Source organism: Streptomyces sp. NPDC059010, assembly GCF_042740355.1.
Taxonomy (GTDB): Bacteria; Actinomycetota; Actinomycetes; order Streptomycetales; family Streptomycetaceae; genus Streptomyces.
Genome location: NZ_JBHYJA010000040.1, coordinates 16,175 through 32,094 on the forward strand (window position 1 = coordinate 16,175; position 15,920 = coordinate 32,094).

At 70.7% G+C, this 15,920-nt stretch carries 16 protein-coding genes; 10 read left to right on the forward strand and 6 right to left on the reverse strand.

Features of this window, described 5'->3' with window-relative positions; all coding sequences use genetic code 11:
- The first annotated feature begins 12 nt into the window (after positions 1–12).
- The gene (locus ACFWYS_RS34115) at positions 13–1,230 is read left to right on the forward strand and encodes a cytochrome P450 (protein WP_384777162.1); all 1,218 of its coding nucleotides are present in this window, start codon (positions 13–15) and stop codon (positions 1,228–1,230) included.
- Between the two features lie 47 nt (positions 1,231–1,277).
- On the opposite strand, the gene ACFWYS_RS34120 is transcribed toward ACFWYS_RS34115, so the two are convergent.
- Together ACFWYS_RS34120 and ACFWYS_RS34125 are read right to left on the reverse strand one after the other, a co-directional pair.
- Positions 1,278–2,888 (reverse strand): ABC transporter permease, encoded by a 1,611-nt coding sequence (locus tag ACFWYS_RS34120; RefSeq protein WP_384777165.1) that lies wholly within the window; start codon positions 2,886–2,888, stop codon positions 1,278–1,280.
- On the reverse strand, positions 2,885–3,793 hold the full coding sequence (locus ACFWYS_RS34125; protein ID WP_384777169.1) for an ATP-binding cassette domain-containing protein: 909 nt from the start codon (positions 3,791–3,793) through the stop codon (positions 2,885–2,887). Before ACFWYS_RS34125 ends, ACFWYS_RS34120 begins: the two co-directional genes overlap by 4 nt.
- Before the next feature lie 103 nt (positions 3,794–3,896).
- Here ACFWYS_RS34125 and ACFWYS_RS34130 point away from each other — a divergent pair, with 103 nt between their 5' ends.
- Complete coding sequence (locus tag ACFWYS_RS34130; protein WP_384777172.1) at positions 3,897–4,394, forward strand: GbsR/MarR family transcriptional regulator; 498 nt, start codon at positions 3,897–3,899, stop codon at positions 4,392–4,394.
- A gap of 44 nt (positions 4,395–4,438) precedes the next feature.
- On the opposite strand, the gene ACFWYS_RS34135 is transcribed toward ACFWYS_RS34130, so the two are convergent.
- Positions 4,439–4,810, reverse strand: coding sequence for a DUF6086 family protein (locus tag ACFWYS_RS34135; protein ID WP_384777175.1), 372 nt, complete (start codon positions 4,808–4,810; stop codon positions 4,439–4,441).
- Positions 4,811–4,876: 66 nt separating this feature from the next.
- Positions 4,877–5,758 carry a diacylglycerol kinase gene (locus tag ACFWYS_RS34140; RefSeq protein WP_384777178.1) on the reverse strand — a complete coding sequence of 294 codons (882 nt, stop codon included), beginning with the start codon at positions 5,756–5,758 and terminating at the stop codon, positions 4,877–4,879.
- 196 nt (positions 5,759–5,954) lie between these two features.
- Between ACFWYS_RS34140 and ACFWYS_RS34145 the strand changes: the two genes are divergently transcribed.
- The 3 genes from ACFWYS_RS34145 to ACFWYS_RS34155 all read left to right on the forward strand — a co-directional run bounded on the left by ACFWYS_RS34145 (position 5,955) and on the right by ACFWYS_RS34155 (position 12,319).
- Complete coding sequence (locus ACFWYS_RS34145; protein WP_384777181.1) at positions 5,955–7,238, forward strand: adenylosuccinate synthase; 1,284 nt, start codon at positions 5,955–5,957, stop codon at positions 7,236–7,238.
- A 147-nt stretch (positions 7,239–7,385) separates the two neighbouring features.
- Positions 7,386–7,808, forward strand: a complete 423-nt coding sequence (locus ACFWYS_RS34150; RefSeq protein WP_384777184.1) for a hypothetical protein — start codon at positions 7,386–7,388, stop codon at positions 7,806–7,808.
- Positions 7,808–12,319 (forward strand): caspase family protein, encoded by a 4,512-nt coding sequence (locus ACFWYS_RS34155; RefSeq protein ID WP_384777187.1) that lies wholly within the window; start codon positions 7,808–7,810, stop codon positions 12,317–12,319. The genes ACFWYS_RS34150 and ACFWYS_RS34155 overlap by 1 nt, the downstream gene beginning before the upstream one ends.
- Here ACFWYS_RS34155 and ACFWYS_RS34160 read toward each other — a convergent pair whose 3' ends face one another.
- Positions 12,320–12,526 carry a DUF397 domain-containing protein gene (locus ACFWYS_RS34160; RefSeq protein ID WP_384777190.1) on the reverse strand — a complete coding sequence of 69 codons (207 nt, stop codon included), beginning with the start codon at positions 12,524–12,526 and terminating at the stop codon, positions 12,320–12,322.
- Complete coding sequence (locus ACFWYS_RS34165) at positions 12,523–13,368, reverse strand: helix-turn-helix transcriptional regulator (RefSeq protein WP_384777193.1); 846 nt, start codon at positions 13,366–13,368, stop codon at positions 12,523–12,525. Before ACFWYS_RS34165 ends, ACFWYS_RS34160 begins: the two co-directional genes overlap by 4 nt.
- Before the next feature lie 116 nt (positions 13,369–13,484).
- Between ACFWYS_RS34165 and ACFWYS_RS34170 the strand changes: the two genes are divergently transcribed.
- The 5 genes from ACFWYS_RS34170 to ACFWYS_RS34190 all read left to right on the forward strand — a co-directional run bounded on the left by ACFWYS_RS34170 (position 13,485) and on the right by ACFWYS_RS34190 (position 15,919).
- Positions 13,485–13,880 (forward strand): hypothetical protein, encoded by a 396-nt coding sequence (locus ACFWYS_RS34170; protein ID WP_384777197.1) that lies wholly within the window; start codon positions 13,485–13,487, stop codon positions 13,878–13,880.
- A gap of 235 nt (positions 13,881–14,115) precedes the next feature.
- The gene (locus ACFWYS_RS34175; protein ID WP_384777199.1) at positions 14,116–14,697 is read left to right on the forward strand and encodes a hypothetical protein; all 582 of its coding nucleotides are present in this window, start codon (positions 14,116–14,118) and stop codon (positions 14,695–14,697) included.
- A 115-nt stretch (positions 14,698–14,812) separates the two neighbouring features.
- The gene (locus ACFWYS_RS34180; RefSeq protein WP_384777202.1) at positions 14,813–15,076 is read left to right on the forward strand and encodes a hypothetical protein; all 264 of its coding nucleotides are present in this window, start codon (positions 14,813–14,815) and stop codon (positions 15,074–15,076) included.
- Positions 15,073–15,516 carry a hypothetical protein gene (locus tag ACFWYS_RS34185; protein ID WP_384777205.1) on the forward strand — a complete coding sequence of 148 codons (444 nt, stop codon included), beginning with the start codon at positions 15,073–15,075 and terminating at the stop codon, positions 15,514–15,516. Before ACFWYS_RS34180 ends, ACFWYS_RS34185 begins: the two co-directional genes overlap by 4 nt.
- Positions 15,517–15,628: 112 nt before the next feature.
- On the forward strand, positions 15,629–15,919 hold the full coding sequence (locus ACFWYS_RS34190; RefSeq protein ID WP_384777208.1) for a hypothetical protein: 291 nt from the start codon (positions 15,629–15,631) through the stop codon (positions 15,917–15,919).
- The last annotated feature ends 1 nt before the right edge of the window (position 15,920 follow it).

Sequence of the window (15,920 nt, forward strand, 5' to 3'; positions counted from 1 at the left end):
TAACGTCCGTGCATGGCAGCTCCTACCGACCTCGCTTTCGACCCGTGGGACGCGGCGTTCCTGGCCGACCCGTACCCCGCCTACGCCGAGTTGCGTGCCCGGGGCCGTGTGCACTGGTTCGAGCCGACGAACCAGTGGCTGGTGCCGCACCACGCGGATGTCTCGGCGCTGCTGCGGGACCGTCGCCTCGGCCGCACCTACCAGCACCGTTACACGCACGAGGACTTCGGACGGACGGCACCGCCCGCGGAGCACGAGCCGTTCCACGTCCTCAACGACCACGGGATGCTCGACCTGGAACCGCCGGACCACACCCGGATCCGGCGGCTGGTCTCGAAGGCGTTCACGCCGCGCACGGTGGAGCAGCTGAAGCCGTATGTGCGGAGGCTGGCCAGGGACCTGGTGTCGGGGCTGGTCGAGAAGGGCGGCGGTGACCTGCTGACGGATGTCGCGGAGCCGCTGCCGGTGGCGGTGATCGCCGAGATGCTGGGTATCCCGGCGTCGGACCGGGCCCCGCTCCGCCCCTGGTCGGCGGACATCTGCGGGATGTACGAGCTGAACCCGTCCGAGGAGACGGCGACGAAGGCGGTCCGTGCCTCGGTCGAGTTCTCGGAGTACCTCCAGGAGCTGATCGCGGCCCGGCGCAAGGAACCGGGTGACGACCTGATCTCCGGCCTGATCGCGGCCCACGACGAGGGCGACCGGCTGACCGAGCAGGAGATGATCTCCACGGCGGTCCTCCTCCTCAACGCAGGCCACGAGGCCACGGTGAACGCCACGGTCAACGGCTGGTGGGCCCTGTTCCGCAACCCCGGACAACTGGCGGCCCTGCGTGCCGACCACTCCCTGATCCCCTCGGCGATCGAGGAGCTGATGCGCTACGACACCCCCCTCCAGCTCTTCGAACGCTGGGTCCTGGACGAGATCGAGATCGACGGCACGACGATCCCGCCCGGCGCGGAGATCGCCATGCTCTTCGGCTCCGCGAACCATGACCCGGAGGTGTTCCAGCACCCCGACCGCCTCGACCTCACCCGCAAGGACAACCCGCACATCTCCTTCAGCGCGGGCATCCACTACTGCATCGGCGCACCGCTGGCCCGTATCGAACTGGCGGCCTCGATGACGGCGTTGCTGGAGCAGGCCCCGACCCTGCGGTTGGCGGCGGAGCCGGAGCGCAAGCCGAACTTCGTGATCCGAGGCCTGGAAGGGCTGGCGGTCGAGGTCTGACCGCCCCAGGTCCGCGCGCCGCCTCCTGCCAACCAGGAGGGTCACCGTCACGTCGTCATGTCCCGCCGCCGCAACCCCGCCAGCCCTGCGGCGGCCAGTACCACCGCCAGCCCCAGCAGGACCACCACCGGCCCCCACTCCATGCCACCCCCCGGCAGCTTCGGCAGATGCCCGAACGGTGACAGGTCCAGTACCGCCTGCGGAGCATCCAGCGCGGGCCCCACCCAGCCGATCAGCAGCACCGCCCCGGCGACACCCCATGCCGCCATCGCCGCGCGCGGCAGCACCCCGTACAGCAGGACCGCGAGTCCGCCGATGACCCACACCGCGGGGAGCTGGACGAGGCAGGAGCCCAGGATGGGGCCGGGTTCCTTGCCGTAGCCGACGGCGAAGCCGAGGCCGGACAGGAGCATGATGAGCGCCGAACCGCCGAAGGCCACCACCAGATGGCCCGCGGCCCACCGCAGTCGGCCCACGGCGTTCGCCAGGATCGGTTCGGCCCGTCCCGACGTCTCCTCGCCGTGCAGGCGCAGTACCGAACCCACCACGTACAGCGCGGCGATCAGGCCGAGCATGCCGATCATCGAGGCCAGGAAGGCGTCCGTCAGGCCCGACTGGCCGCCCATGCGCTCGAAGATCTCGCGGGCCTTGTCGTTGTCGCCGACCAGGTCGGCCACCCCGTCGGTGAGTCCGCCGTAGATGACCCCGGCGAGGAAGAAGCCGATCGACCAGCCGAGCACGCTGCCGCGTTGCAGCCGCCAGGCCAGTGCGCCCGCCGTGCCGAGGCGGCCGATGGCAGGACCGGGTCGGGCGGGCAGGAAGCTCATGCCGACGTCACGGCGCCCGGCGAGTTCGTAGGCCACCACGCCCTGGACCACGGCCGCGGCCACGAACAGCAGCAGCACCCACCACCGTTCCTGCGCGAACGGCCGCAGGTTCTCCAGCCAGCCCAGCGGCGACACCCACGTCAGCGCCGACGAACCGTCGTCCGACGCCGAGTCGCCCGCCGCGCGCAGCACGAACGCGGCGCCCAGCAGCCCCGCCGTCAGTCCCCGGGCCAACCGCGCGCTCTCGGTGAACTGGGCGACGATGGCCGCCAGCGTGGCGAAGACCATGCCGACCCCGGCGAGCCCCAGCCCGAGCGCCAGCGCCCCGGAGGTGCCCCGGCTCGCGAGTCCGGCCGTGACCAGCAGGGCGAGTACGGCGTTGGTGACCGCCGCCGTGAGCAGTGCGGCCGTGAGGGAGGCCCTGCGGCCCACCATGCCGGACGCCACCAGCTCCTGGCGGCCGCTCTCCTCCTCGTCGCGGGTGTGCCGTACGACGAGGAGCAGGCTGACCACGGCGGCCAGCGCGCCCGCGTAGACGCCGACCCGCCAGGCCGTCAGGGCGCCGATCGAGTCGTCGAAGGCCGGGCCGATCAGGGCGCGGAAGGAGGCGTTGGCCGCCGTGTCCTGCACGACGTCGGCGCGTTCGGCGGGGGTGGCGTACAGGTTCTCCAGGGTGTTCGGCATGGAGAGGATCATCAGCGCGTTCACGCCCACCCAGACCGGGATCATCAGGCGGTCGCGGCGCAGGGCGAAGCGCAGCAGGGTTCCGGTGCCCGCCAGTTGGCGCGAGCCTCCCGGGCGTACGGCGAACTCGGTCGTCGTGGCGGTCATCGCGCGGCCACCCCCTCGTGGACGTCCTCGTGGTAGTGCCGCAGGAACAGCTCCTCCAGCGTCGGCGGCGTCGAGGTCAGCGACCGCACGCCGGACTCGCTCAGGGACCGCAGTACGGCGTCGAGTTTGTCGGTGTCGACCTGGAGGCGGACGCGACGGCCCTGTACGTCGAGGTCGTGGACCCCGGGCAGGTGTGACAGTCCGTTGGGCGGGCCGACGAGTTCGGCGGTGACGCTCGTCCGGGTCAGATGGCGCAGGTCGGCGAGCGAACCGCTCTCGACGGTACGGCCCTTGCGGATGATGCTGACCCGGTCGCAGAGCTCCTCGACCTCGCTGAGGATGTGCGAGGACAGCAGGACCGTCCGGCCCCGGTCCCGCTCCTCCTCCACGCAGCGCTGGAAGACCTCCTCCATCAGCGGGTCAAGACCGGAGGTCGGCTCGTCCAGGATCAGCAGGTCCACGTCCGAGGCGAACGCGGCGACCAGGGCGACCTTCTGCCGGTTGCCCTTGGAGTAGGTGCGGCCCTTCTTGGTGGGGTCCAGTTCGAAGCGGTCGATCAGATCGGCGCGGCGTCCGGCGTCGAGGCCGCCGCGGAGACGGCCGTAGAGGTCGATGACCTCACCGCCGGACAGGTTCCGCCACAGCGTCACGTCCCCCGGTACGTAGGCGATCCGGCGGTGCACCTCCACCGCGTCCGCCCAGGGGTCGCGGCCGAGCACCTGCGCGGCGCCCGAGTCGGCCCGCAGCAGGCCGAGCAGGACGCGGATGGTGGTGGACTTGCCGGCGCCGTTGGGGCCGAGGAAGCCGTGCACCTCACCGGTGGCGACGTCCAGGTCGAGGCCGTCGAGCGCATGCGTCTTGCCGAACGACTTGTGCAGTCCGGAGACGGTGATTGCCTTCGTCATGCTTCAGAACGTACGCTTCTTTCAGAAATTTGTGAAGTTAAGGAAGCGTATGAAGCCCCGATAGGATGGGTTCATGGATGGGCACACGGACACGGATGGGCGCATGACGGAATCAGCCGGGGCCGGCCGGGACGCGGAGTCGGTGTCGAAGTTCGTGGAGTCCTTCGCGGCGCAGCTCGTCGAGGCCGGGATGCAGCGGATGGCGGCCCGGGTCTTCGCGGCCCTGCTCGCCTCCGACAAGGGTGTGCTGACCTCCGCCGAGCTGGGCGAACAGCTGCAGATCAGCCCCGCGGCCGTCTCCGGCGCGGTGCGCTACCTGTCCCAGACGCACATGGTGTCGCGCGAGCGGGAGCCCGGTTCACGCCGGGAGCGCTACCGGGTGCACGGCGACCAGTGGTACGAGGCCCTGACCAACCGCGAGGCCGTCCTCAAGCGCTGGGAGGGCGCCCTGCGCGAGGGCGTCACCAGCCTCGGCGCCGACACCCCGGCGGGCCGTCGGCTGGCCGAGACGCTGGCCTTCTTCGAGTTCATCGAGGGCGAGATCGCGGCGATGATGGAGCGCTGGCGGGCACACCGGGAGAAGACGTTCGGCCAGGGCTGACCGACTGACCCGGCCAGGCCTCATGACTTCGAGACCTCAAGACCTCAAGGGGTCACGGACCGCAGCAGCTCCGCCGCCAGTCCCCGCACCCTGGGCGCCCACGTCCGCTCACCGCGCTCGGGCCACCGCGGCTCGACGCCGACGCGTTCCGCGAGGGCCAGCAGCGGGGCGAGGAAGCCCTCGACCAGGGAGCTCAGCACGTTGCTGCCGGTGTGGTCGTACCAGTTGAGCAGGGCGTTCAGGAACTCCTCGAAGGCGTCCGGATCGATCTGGCACTCGTCGCTCAGCATCGGCCCGAACCCCGAGGGAACGGCCAGATGCGCCTCGTAGACGCGCACATACGCGAGGAAGAGCTGGGACGTCTGCTGCCCGGGGTTCCACACCGGTTCCCCGGCCACCTCGTAGTACTGGCTCATCCACGCGCCCCCCGCATGATCGAAGGCTCGGCAGCATAACCACCCCCCGCCCCGACCCGCCCGGCATTAATGGCCCGGCCCCGCCCCCGGCAGCACCAGCCGCAGCCCGCCCGCCCCCACGGTCCACGTCCGTCTGCGCAGCGGTCCCGACACCTCCGCGTCCGCGCCGTACCGGAAGTGCGCGCCCGAGACGGTCACCGTCCGGCCCTCGGCCAGCAGTGGGGAGGCCTCCGCGCCCACCGAGGCCGGGCGGACCTCCACCGCGGCCACGCCGGTCGCCCCGGCGGCTCCTGGTGTCACCGACACCGCCTCCACCGGCTGGTCGAGGTCCACCAGCGTCGTCCCGTCGACCTCCACCCGCAGCCGGGCCGGGCCGGGGACACCGGCCGCCGAGGTGCCGAGCGCCGGGACCAGGTTCCGTACGAGGGACTGGCACGTCCGCAGCCACGGCCGTGCGGGCCCCGCGTCGACCTCGCCGGCATCGTCCGCCACGGCGGGCTCCCGTACCGGCGGGATCCGCAGTCCGCCCAGCACCACCCCGTCGCTGTCGTCCACGAGGAGGTCCAGCCGCCGCTCCACGCCCTCCAGCACGGCCCGGGCCGCCGCCACCGCGCCCGTCGGCACCCCGAGGGATCCGGCCAGCGACAGCACGCCCCCGACCGGCACCACCGACAGCACGCATTCGGCCAGCTCCCGCTGCCTGTGCAACAGGGTCACCGCACGCGTCAGCGCCCGGTCGTCGCCGACCACCACCGGCCGCCGCGAGCCGCGCCGGGCCAGTGCCCGGGCGAATTCGTCGGGGCTGTCCGGCAGGCACACCTTCGTCGCCGCACCCGCGCTGAGCACGTCTTTCGCGATGCGTACGGACTCGCCGTCCGTCCTGCGAGCGATCGGATCGATCACCACCAGCAGCTGATCGGACATCGCGAAAGTCGCCACCTCGGCCATGCCTCGCTTCCTCGGGTAGCATCTTTGTGCAAGAGCCCCTTGCGCTATTGCGCCAGGGGCTTCGTCTATTCCGGGGCCATCCGGTCCGACGGTTCACGGCCAACGACGGTCGCGACCTGTCGTGGTGTACACGGCGGAGACCCTCCGTGTACACCCCTGACCTTGGACATGCCCCGCCCGGAAGGGGTGTACGCGCGTGCCCGCACTTGTGCTGCTCGGTGCTCAGTGGGGTGACGAAGGCAAGGGAAAGGCGACGGACCTGCTAGGCGGATCCGTCGACTATGTGGTGCGCTACCAGGGCGGCAACAACGCCGGCCACACGGTAGTCGTGGGTGATCAGAAGTACGCCCTGCACCTCCTCCCTTCCGGAATCCTCTCGCCGGGGTGTACCCCGGTCATCGGCAACGGCGTCGTCGTCGACCCGTCGGTCCTGCTCTCCGAGCTGAGCGGTCTGAACGAGCGCGGCGTCGACACGTCCAAGCTCCTCATCAGCGGAAACGCGCACATCATCACGCCTTACAACGTGACGGTGGACAAGGTGACGGAACGCTTCCTCGGCAAGCGGAAGATCGGCACCACCGGTCGCGGCATCGGCCCGACCTACGCCGACAAGATCAACCGCGTCGGCATCCGCGTCCAGGACCTCTACGACGAGTCGATCCTGGAGCAGAAGGTCGAGGCGGCCCTCGACGTCAAGAACCAGCTGCTCACCAAGCTGTACAACCGCCGCGCGATCGCCGTGGGCCAGGTCGTGGAAGAGCTGCTGGAGTACGCCGAGAAGATCAGGCCGTACGTCGCCGACACCGTCCTGGTGCTCAACCAGGCGCTGGAGGACGACAAGGTGGTCCTCTTCGAGGGCGGCCAGGGCACGCTCCTGGACATCGACCACGGCACGTACCCCTTCGTCACCTCCTCGAACCCGACCGCGGGCGGCGCCTGCACGGGCGCGGGCGTGGGTCCGACGAAGATCAGCCGTGTCATCGGCATCCTCAAGGCGTACACGACCCGTGTCGGCGCCGGTCCGTTCCCGACGGAGCTGTTCGACGAGGACGGCGAGGCGCTGCGCCGCATCGGTGGCGAGCGGGGTGTGACGACCGGCCGTGACCGTCGCTGCGGCTGGTTCGACGCGGTGATCGCCCGTTACGCCACCCGCGTCAACGGCCTCACCGACTTCTTCCTCACCAAGCTGGACGTGCTGACCGGCTGGGAGGAGATCCCGGTCTGCGTGGCGTACGAGATCGACGGCAAGCGTGTCGAGGAACTCCCGTACTCCCAGTCCGACTTCCACCACGCCAAGCCGGTCTACGAGACCCTGCCCGGCTGGTCCGAGGACATCACGTCGGCCAAGTCCTTCTCCGACCTGCCGAAGAACGCCCAGAACTACGTCAAGGCGCTGGAGGAGATGTCCGGCGCCCCGATCTCCGCGATCGGCGTGGGGCCGGGCCGGGACGAGACGATCGAGATCAACTCGTTCCTGTAGGCCGCGTACCCGTCCGGGCCGCTCACGCCCCGGTCCGCTTCGGCGGGCCGGGGCGTTGCCGTTGTGCGTGTGGAACTCCGAAGAGGGTAGGGGGAGTTGAGAGGTGCGGAACCGCGTGGGGTGACGCCGAGGCACGGGAGGAGCAGGGTGCGAGTCACACTGGCCGTGGAGGCGGAGTCGGGCGATCACACCGGTGCCATGGACGAGCTGCACGACTGGCTGCGTCAGGATCCCGAGCTGCGCGGGCGGGTCAGGCGCGAGCCCCCGGCGAGCGCCCCGGCGGGGGCGATGGGGGCGTGGAGCGAGCTGGTGACGCTGCTGCTGGCGCCCGGCGGCCCGACCGCCGCGGTGGGTGCGGCCGTCGTCGTATGGCTCCAGAACCGCCGGGGCAATCTGACCGTGACCATCAACCAGCCCGACGGCACCCAGGTCGTCGTCTCGTCCGAGAAGGTGCGCGGGCTGACCGCGGAGGGCACCAGCGAGCTGGCGCAGCGCGTCGCGAGGGCCCTTGAGCACAGGCCAGCCTCGGAGGGGGAGGGGGAGACCCGGCGTTCGGAGGGCGCGGGCTGATGACGCCGATACGGGGGAGGCTGGATCTGCGGGGCCCCGGCTGCCATGCCGTGGTGGTCGGCACCGGAAGCCATCCGGGAGACCTGCTGCACGACCTCGCGGCTGCCGTGCCGTCGGCCCGGGCGCTGGCCGAGGCACTGCGCACCGAGTGCGGGATGGGTGACCGGGTGCGGGTGCTGCCGGACCCGCGGTCGCCCAGTGAGGTGCTTGAGGCGCTGGCGGAGGCGGCCGACCGGGCGGCGCCCACCGAGGACCGGCCCGAGGGCGGAATCGTCGTCTTCTGCTTTGTGGGCCACGGTCTGCGCGGGCCGGGCGGGCGCCTCTATCTGGCGACGGCGGCGACGAGATCCCTCACGGACACCGCTCATTCGGTGCCGTACTCGGAGGTCGAACGCTACTTGGGCGACGCGGCCGCGGACCCGGTCGTGATCCTCGACTGCTGCTTCGCCGGAAACGCGACGGAACCGGCCCGCGCGCCCGCCCCCGACCCGTTCGGCGCATCCCGCCCGCAGGGCAGCTACCTGCTCGGGTCGGCCCTGCACAACGCCCTGGCGTACGCCCCGGAGGGCGCCGAGCACACCCTGTTCACCGGCCATCTGCTGGACCTGCTGCGCGAGGGCGACGCGGGCGCCCCGAACCGGCTGACGCTGGGCGGGGTGTACCGGCTGCTCGACCAGCGGCTCCAGGGGGCCGAGGCCCGGCCGTACGGCAGCGGCACCGCGCGGATGTCGGAGCTGGTCCTCACGGCCAACCGCCGCTACGGGTCGCGTCCGGCCGCCGATGCCCCGCCCGTGACGGACGACGATCCGAACGCCGTGTGCCCGTACCCGGGCATCGTGCCGTTCCTGCCCGAGCAGCACGACCTCTTCTTCGGCCGGGCAGAGGTGACCCGCGACCTGCTGCGGCGCGTCGGAGAGACCCGGCCCGGCGAACCGCTGGTCGTGCTCGGCACCTCGGGCGTCGGCAAGTCCTCGCTGCTGCGGGCCGGTCTGAGCGTGGCCGCGGGACCGGCCGGGCTGGGGCCGGTGCGGATCGTGCCCGGCCCGGGCGCACAGCCGTTCCGGGAGCTGGCCCGCGCCTGGGCGGCGGCGGTGGACCGGCCGCTTCCCGAGGTCGTACGGGACCTGGAGCAGGGACGCTTCAGCCGTTGCGCGACCGGGCCGACGCCGCGCGTGCTGGTCGTCGATCAGCTGGAGCAGTACTTCACGCACGGCGCGGACGCGGCCGAACGGAAGCGGTTCGTGGACGCCCTCACCGCGGCGGACGGCCCTCGTGTCGTCCTGGCCCTGCGCGCCGACTACCACGACGACGCGCTCCGGGATCCCTGCCTCGCACCCTTGGTGCAGCGGGAGCACTTCACCGTGCCGGCACTGAACGACACCGAGATCGAGCAGGCCATCGTGGGCCCGGCCCGGCAGGCGGGCCTGGCGTGGGAGGAGGGCGTACCGCAGGTCCTGCGGCGCGAGGTGAACGAGGAGCGCCGAGGCGGCGGGACGGGTGACGCCGCCGCGCTGCCGTTCCTGGCCTATGCGCTGCGCGAGATCTGGCTGCGCCGCAGCGGTGCGACGCTCACCCACGCCGCCTACCGGCAGGCGGGCGGCATCCGGGACGCGGTCGCCCGCGCCGCCGACGAGATCCACGACCGTCTCGACGACGCGGGCCGCGCCCGGCTGCGTGGTCTGATGCTGGCCATGGTCCAGGTGGCCGACGGGGAGGGAAGGCTGGTGCGGCGCCGGGTTCCGGCGCAGGAGCTGGCCGGGTCCGGCGATCTGGTGCGGCAGCTCGCGGACGCCCACCTGGTCGTGGTGGACGAGGACGGTGGCGCCCAGCTCGGCCACGACTCACTGCTGTACGCCTGGCACCGGCTCAGCGGCTGGATCACCGAGGTACGGGACGACCTGCTGCGGCTACGGCGGCTGACGGAGGCGGCGGAGGGATGGGAGGCGGGCGGGACGACGTCCAGCGGCCTCTACACCGGGGACAGCCTCAAGGAGGCGAGGAAACTCACCGCCCGGCAGGAGAACACGCGCGCCCCGCGCGTGCCCCTCCGGCCCGTCGTACTGGACTTCGTCGCCGCGAGCGAGCGGGCGGAGCGGCACCGTCACAACCGGAACGCGGCCTGGCTCAGCGGGCTTCTGGCGCTGGCGCTGGTCGCCTCGGGCCTCGCCGCCTGGGCGTTGACGGAGAACCGGGAGTCGGCGATCCGGGAGAGGGAGTCGATCGCCCGTGAGCTGGCCACCCAGGCGGACATCATGCGCGAACGGGATCCGCAGACCGCGCTGCGCCTGAGCCTGGCGGCGTACCGCACGGCAGAGACCCCGCAGTCCCGTTCCAGCCTGTACGCGGCCGCGACCACAACCGCGCCCGTGCACCTCGTACCGAAGACCCCGTACCGCGAGCCGGTCCTCGACCTCGCCTACAGCCCCGACGGCAAGGTGCTGGCGGCGAGCCAGCGCGGTGGCCGGGTACAGCTGTGGGACGTGTCCGAGCCGACCGTCCCCGCGGAGGCGGGCCGGATCGACCCGGAGGGCAGGAGCGCGGCCGTCGACTACCAGCCGCGCACCCGGATCCTGGCCGCGCAGAGCGGCAAGGCGCTCACCCTGTGGGACACCGCCGATCCCCACGATCCCAAGCGGCTGGCCCGTGTCCCGGCCGACGCGGGCGTGACGCTCACCGTGGCCTTCAGCGGCGACGGCCGGACACTCGCGGCGGGCGACGACCACGGGCGGCTGTGGCTGTGGGACGTGAGCGACCCCGCCCACCCGGAACTGCGCGTGCGCAGGACGCTCGGCGAAGCCGCGGTGGTCTCCCTGGCGTTCACCCGTGACGGACGCCATCTGATCACCGGCAACGGCAGGAGCGGGGAGGACGCCGACCGGCCCGCCCAGGTACGGCTCTGGGACCTGTCCGACCCGGACCGCCCGGTGCTCCGGGACACCGCACCGACCGACACGGTCACCGCGGTCGCGGCCCATCCCGAACGCGACCTCGTCGTCGCCGTCGGCGCCGACACGAAGATCGCCTGGTGGGAGGTCGAGGACGATCGGAAGCTGCGCGCGGTCAAGGGCGAGGACTACGAGGACGTATGGGGTTACTCGGACGACGGGATGCCCCAGCTCGCCTTCAGCCCGGACGGCAACGAGCTGGCCGGAGCGGATGGCGCGAACGGGGCACGGCAGATGGACGTGAACCGCGGGGTGCGGGAGATCGTCGGCGACTCCTCGGATCTGACGGGCCGGCCGGCCGGCGAACCGGCCCAGTCGCTGGCCTACCGCACGGACAGCGACTATCTGGCCGTGGGCGAGGTGGGCGGCGAGATCCGCCTCTGGCCCAGGGTGTCGCCCGTCCCCCGGCTGAACGGCCGGCTGGAGCCCACCGACAACGCGGGTACCGGCAAGTTCAGCTCCGACGGGCGGCTCGTCATCACCGACGCCAGGGAAGGGTCGCGGGTGTGGGACGTGACAGACCCGTGGAAACCGAAGCTGCGCTTCACCCTGCCCGAGCGCTGGTTCGCGAGTTTCCTCACCGAGCGGGACCACCCCGTCCTGATGGCCCGCCGCGTCGACGGCGGCGAAACGTCTGCACTGGGCTTCTGGGAGTTCGACGGTGACGGCGCCCCCGGGAAACTCTCCGGCATCGACTACCGAACGGACCTCGACTTCACGGTGGTGAGCCCCGACAACCAGCAGCTCGTGATCAACACCCGCGTCGGGGAAGGCCACGAACTACAGGTGTGGGACATCCGGGACCTGACGGCGCCGGTACGCAAGGGCACGATCGAGGCGGACTTCCCGACGCCCCTTCGCGCGACGTCCCCCTGGTACACCGGGGCGCGGCTGCTGGGGACGGTCGAGGACGACTGGCACGTCAGGCTGTGGGACCTCACGGACCCGGCCAGGCCACGCAAAGGCGGGCGTATCGAGGACGCGGCGCTGAGGGACGGTGCGATGTTCCTCCCCGCCGCCAACCTGTTCATCGCCGAGGAGTCGGGGGACAACATCCGCCTCTGGGACCTCTCCGACCCGGCGAACCCCGCCCGCAAGGGCCGGATTCCGGGGGCTGCGGACGGCTACTACCCCACGGGCAAGGGCGAGTTGGTGACCGCCCTGGCCGACGGCTCCGTCGAGTTCTGGGACGTCACCGATCCGGCAGAGCCCAGGAAGAAGGACAGCGTCCGGTTCGACCGGGGGATCGCGTCCGTCGACATGACCTCGGACGGACGGTACGTCGTGACGGGCGAGCCTTACCGAATCCGGCGCGTCGGCGAGAACGGCCGCTGGGAGACACCGGAGTTCGCCACGCTGGAGAACGCGGAGGACGTCCAGGTGGCCCCGACGGGAGGGGCGGAGGAGCCGCGCTGGATGGCTGTCACCACCAACGGCCTCTACGTGCTCCCCTTCGACACCGATCGCCTCTATACGGAGCTGTGCGAGGCGTTCCCGTTGAGCGTGCCGGAGGACCAGTGGGAGCGGCTGTTTCCGCACCTGGACCATCGGTCGTCCTGCGACTGATCAGCCTCGGTACGCAAGGCTGAGGAAGGCGGTCCAGGCTTCGCCGGAGGCGGTGAGGTTGGGGCCGTCGGGGTTCTTGGAGTCGCGGATGTGGATGGTGGGGGTTGCGGTGGCGGCGTGGGGGCAGGGGGCGACTTCGAGGCAGGCGCCGCCGCTGCTGTCGCTGTAGCTCGACTTGAACCAGCGAAGGTTTCCGGTGCCGGTCATCGTTCCTCTCCTGCCAACCGCTCGATGAAGGCCAGAGATTCGTCGGTACTCAGGGCCTGTGAACGGATCCTCGCATAGCGGTGCGCCAGTTGGGACACCTCGGCCGGATCGCTGACCAGAAACCCTTGGTCCTCGACTTCCAGGTACACGACGTGCTCATGGTCCTTGGTCTCCACGAGGTGCATAGGACCGCAGGCCCCTGCGTAAGTCCCGCGCAACCCGCGTTCCAGGGGCAGCACTTGCACGCAGACATTCTCCCGCTGGGCATTCTCAGCGAGCGAACGCAACTGCTCTCGCATGATGTCCCAGCTGCCGAACGGCCGACGGAGCACACTCTCTTCGAGGATCAGCTCGATGTGCGGGGCCGTGGCCCGGTCGAAGAGCGCCCGGCGAGCCAGCCGAGCCTCAATCAGTTCCTCGCGCCTCTGCTCTGGCAAGGGCGGATAACCGCCGCCAATCAGTGCTCGCGCGTAATCCTCGGTCTGGAACAGACCGTCGACGACCAGCGTCTCGTAGGAGCAGATCGTGACCGCCTCGGCCTCCAACTCCGAGAACCCTCGGAACCGAGCCGGGTATTTCTCCAGCAGCATCCATTTGCGGGCCTTCTCGAAGACCCCCAACCCACCACCGATTTCCTCCTCCAACTTCACCAGCATCTGATCACTCGCGGGCTGCGCACACGTCTCCATCGCGCTGACCGCCGCTGCCGTATAGCCGAGTTTGTCGCCCAATTGCGGCTGAGTCAGCCCCTGTTGCTCCCGCAACGCCTTTGCCAGGGCGGCGACCAAATGGGCCGTACCGCCTGCCTCCGTCTTGTTCTCCGCCCGCGCCATTGCGGTCACCTCCGAACTCAACCGAACTCAACCGGTCACAACTCACGGACGCCGCCCCTCAACCGTGTTCAACCGGCGACTCAGAGTCATGGATCAAGCTAGCCGCCCACCCGCAAACTGGCCCCGTGAATACGCAAACCGACCTGACCTGGGTCCCGGAGACCGGCGTTCAACTCCGCAAAGCGGGCGTCCAGTTCGACGCGATCAGAGTCGACGGCGAGGAGGGGAGGGACGTGGCCGACTGGCTCGCTCGCATGACCGGCGGTGATCCGGGGCCGATCGTCGAGACGGCGACGGGGAGGCGCGGGGTCTATTTCCTCGTGGCCGTCGGCAGTACGTCCCACCGTGCCTGGCCCGAACACGTCACCCGCTTCACCGCCGGTCCGAGCCGGGTCTCGTACATCCCGGTACCTGCTCTCAACGGCCTGACCTGGCCATTGAGTTGGCGCTACCGCCCGACCACCCCCGACCGCCTGGTCCACGCGCGTCTCCTGTACGCCGCCCTTCACTCGCAGGAGTGAAGAACGCGAACTTCCGCCAGGGAAAAGGTGGTTTCGGCTTGCAATCCTCGCTTTGCGTGGCCTTAGAGTCACGGCAGCAAACGAAATGCCCCCGCGGTGCGCCAACACCCGGGGGCTTGGCACCAGGTCCGATGCGTAAGGACACCCGATGCGTTCTCATCGTACGACGCGTGCGCGCGTCTTTTCAGGCTTCTCTTCCGCCCTTCTCCGCGACCGCCGCATCTCCTGGCGTGCGGTGAGCGTACTGACGTGCCTGCTGGCCCTTCCGAACCGCACCCGCGTCACCCTCCGCGCGCTGGCGACACCCAGTGCGAAGGGGCGGGCACGGGTGGCCGCCGCCCTGCGTGAGCTGGAGGAACTGCGGTATCTGCGGCGGGTGGAGGCGGCGGGCCGACTCTCCGTCGTCTACGAGGTGTTCGACACCCTGTACGAGGTCGAGCCACGAACGGGTGAAACCGAAAAAGTCCGGGATCCCGGCGCACCGAGCAGGCAAACCGTGCGTGCCGCGCATCTGCTCATCTCGCTCAGGAACATCGACCCCCGGCTGACTCTCGACGGCGCCGAGGCGCTGCGGCTCGCGCCGCTCGTGGAGAGGTGGTGGGAGCGGGGCGTCAGCAGTGCGCGGGTGCGGGCGGCGCTGGCGTACGACTGGCCGGGGCCGGTGGACTCGGCGGTCGCGCATGTCGAGGCGTGCCTGCTGCGGGGGTGCCCCGAGGTCCCGACTTCCTTGCCGGTCACGGCCGTTGAGGTCGAGTCGGGGTGGGCGGTTGTGCGGCGGGGCCTCCGGTGGTTCCGGGGGCGGGTCGCGGCGGCGTAGGCCAGGAAGACTCCCGGTCGCGCATGCGCGGGCCGGGTCAACTCAAATCGAAAGGGATGCGATGACCCTGACACTCGAACGCCCTGAGGTGGTATACCGTCGGTATACTCTCCTCATGGCTGACACCACGATCAAGGTCGACCCCGCTGTCCGAGACCGTCTCCAGGAACTCGCTCGGGAGCGCGGGATGAGCATGCGGGACTTCGTGGCGGAGCTGGCCGGGGCCACTCCCACCAAGGAAGAACTGCGGAAGCAGTACGAGGAGACCAGGGCGTACGTGGAGGAGCTCCTGGGGCGTCCGTACACCGAGGAGGACGAGAGGGCCGGCGAGAAGCTGTGGGCCGACCTCGAAGCCGGGCGGATCGGAGAGGTCCAGTGACGCAGGAGGAGAAGTACCCGCTGCCGCGTGCCCTCATCTTCGACGACACGGCCGCCCTCGCCCTCGGCGCGGGGAACAGCATGGCCTCGCGGCTCGTCGTGGAGGCGGAGAAGGACCCGGCCCTGAGGGTCTACATCCCCGCGCTCAGCCTCGCCGCCGCCGAGCGTGAGCGGGCCGGAGTCGCCGAGCACCTGGGCGCGCTGCCGTCCGTCAATGTCGAGGGGCTCGACTTCTCGGCCGCTGCCGCCGTGGGCAAGCGGCTGCGGACGGCCGGTGCCGACGACGAGGGCAAGGAGGAGCCGGACTGGGGCGGCGCACACGTACTGCACCTCGCGCTGCCCACCGTCGATTGGCCGCGTGGGCGTCCTGTCCTGACGAGGACGCCGACGCGTTATCGGGGTACGGGCATCCGCACCATCCGCATCATCGAGCAGAACTGACGCACCCCCTTCCCACCCCTTCTCCTCCTGATGGCGCTGTGGACGGGCGAACTGTGTGTGCCGCCCATAGCGTGAAGCCGTACCGCTCAGCTGCGACAGAAGAAGGTGCGTCATGCGTGTGCTGCTTCAGGCCCATCTCGACACGGACAAGACGAACGACATCATCAGCAGTGGTGCGATGCCGAAGCTGATGCAGGAGATCGTCGGGGCCTTCAAGCCCGAGGCCTCCTACTTCACGGCCGACGGCGGCGTCCGCACGATGTTCCTGGTCTTCGACATGAAGGACTCCTCCCAGATGCCGCCGCTCACCGAGCCGCTCTTCGAGAAGTTCGGCGCCGAGGTGGACTACACGCCGGTGATGAGTGCGGACGACCTGCAGAAGGGTCTGGCCCAGCTCAAGTAGG

Bases quoted from the DNA above. Each gene is read 5' to 3' on its own strand.
- ACFWYS_RS34115 (WP_384777162.1), top strand. From the start codon at position 13: ATGGCAGCTCCTACCGACCTCGCTTTCGACCCGTGGGACGCGGCGTTC.
- ACFWYS_RS34120 (WP_384777165.1), bottom strand. From the start codon at position 2,888: ATGACCGCCACGACGACCGAGTTCGCCGTACGCCCGGGAGGCTCGCGC.
- ACFWYS_RS34125 (WP_384777169.1), bottom strand. From the start codon at position 3,793: ATGACGAAGGCAATCACCGTCTCCGGACTGCACAAGTCGTTCGGCAAG.
- ACFWYS_RS34130 (WP_384777172.1), top strand. From the start codon at position 3,897: ATGACGGAATCAGCCGGGGCCGGCCGGGACGCGGAGTCGGTGTCGAAG.
- ACFWYS_RS34135 (WP_384777175.1), bottom strand. From the start codon at position 4,810: ATGAGCCAGTACTACGAGGTGGCCGGGGAACCGGTGTGGAACCCCGGG.
- ACFWYS_RS34140 (WP_384777178.1), bottom strand. From the start codon at position 5,758: ATGGCCGAGGTGGCGACTTTCGCGATGTCCGATCAGCTGCTGGTGGTG.
- ACFWYS_RS34155 (WP_384777187.1), top strand. From the start codon at position 7,808: ATGACGCCGATACGGGGGAGGCTGGATCTGCGGGGCCCCGGCTGCCAT.
- ACFWYS_RS34160 (WP_384777190.1), bottom strand. From the start codon at position 12,526: ATGACCGGCACCGGAAACCTTCGCTGGTTCAAGTCGAGCTACAGCGAC.
- ACFWYS_RS34180 (WP_384777202.1), top strand. From the start codon at position 14,813: ATGGCTGACACCACGATCAAGGTCGACCCCGCTGTCCGAGACCGTCTC.
- ACFWYS_RS34190 (WP_384777208.1), top strand. From the start codon at position 15,629: ATGCGTGTGCTGCTTCAGGCCCATCTCGACACGGACAAGACGAACGAC.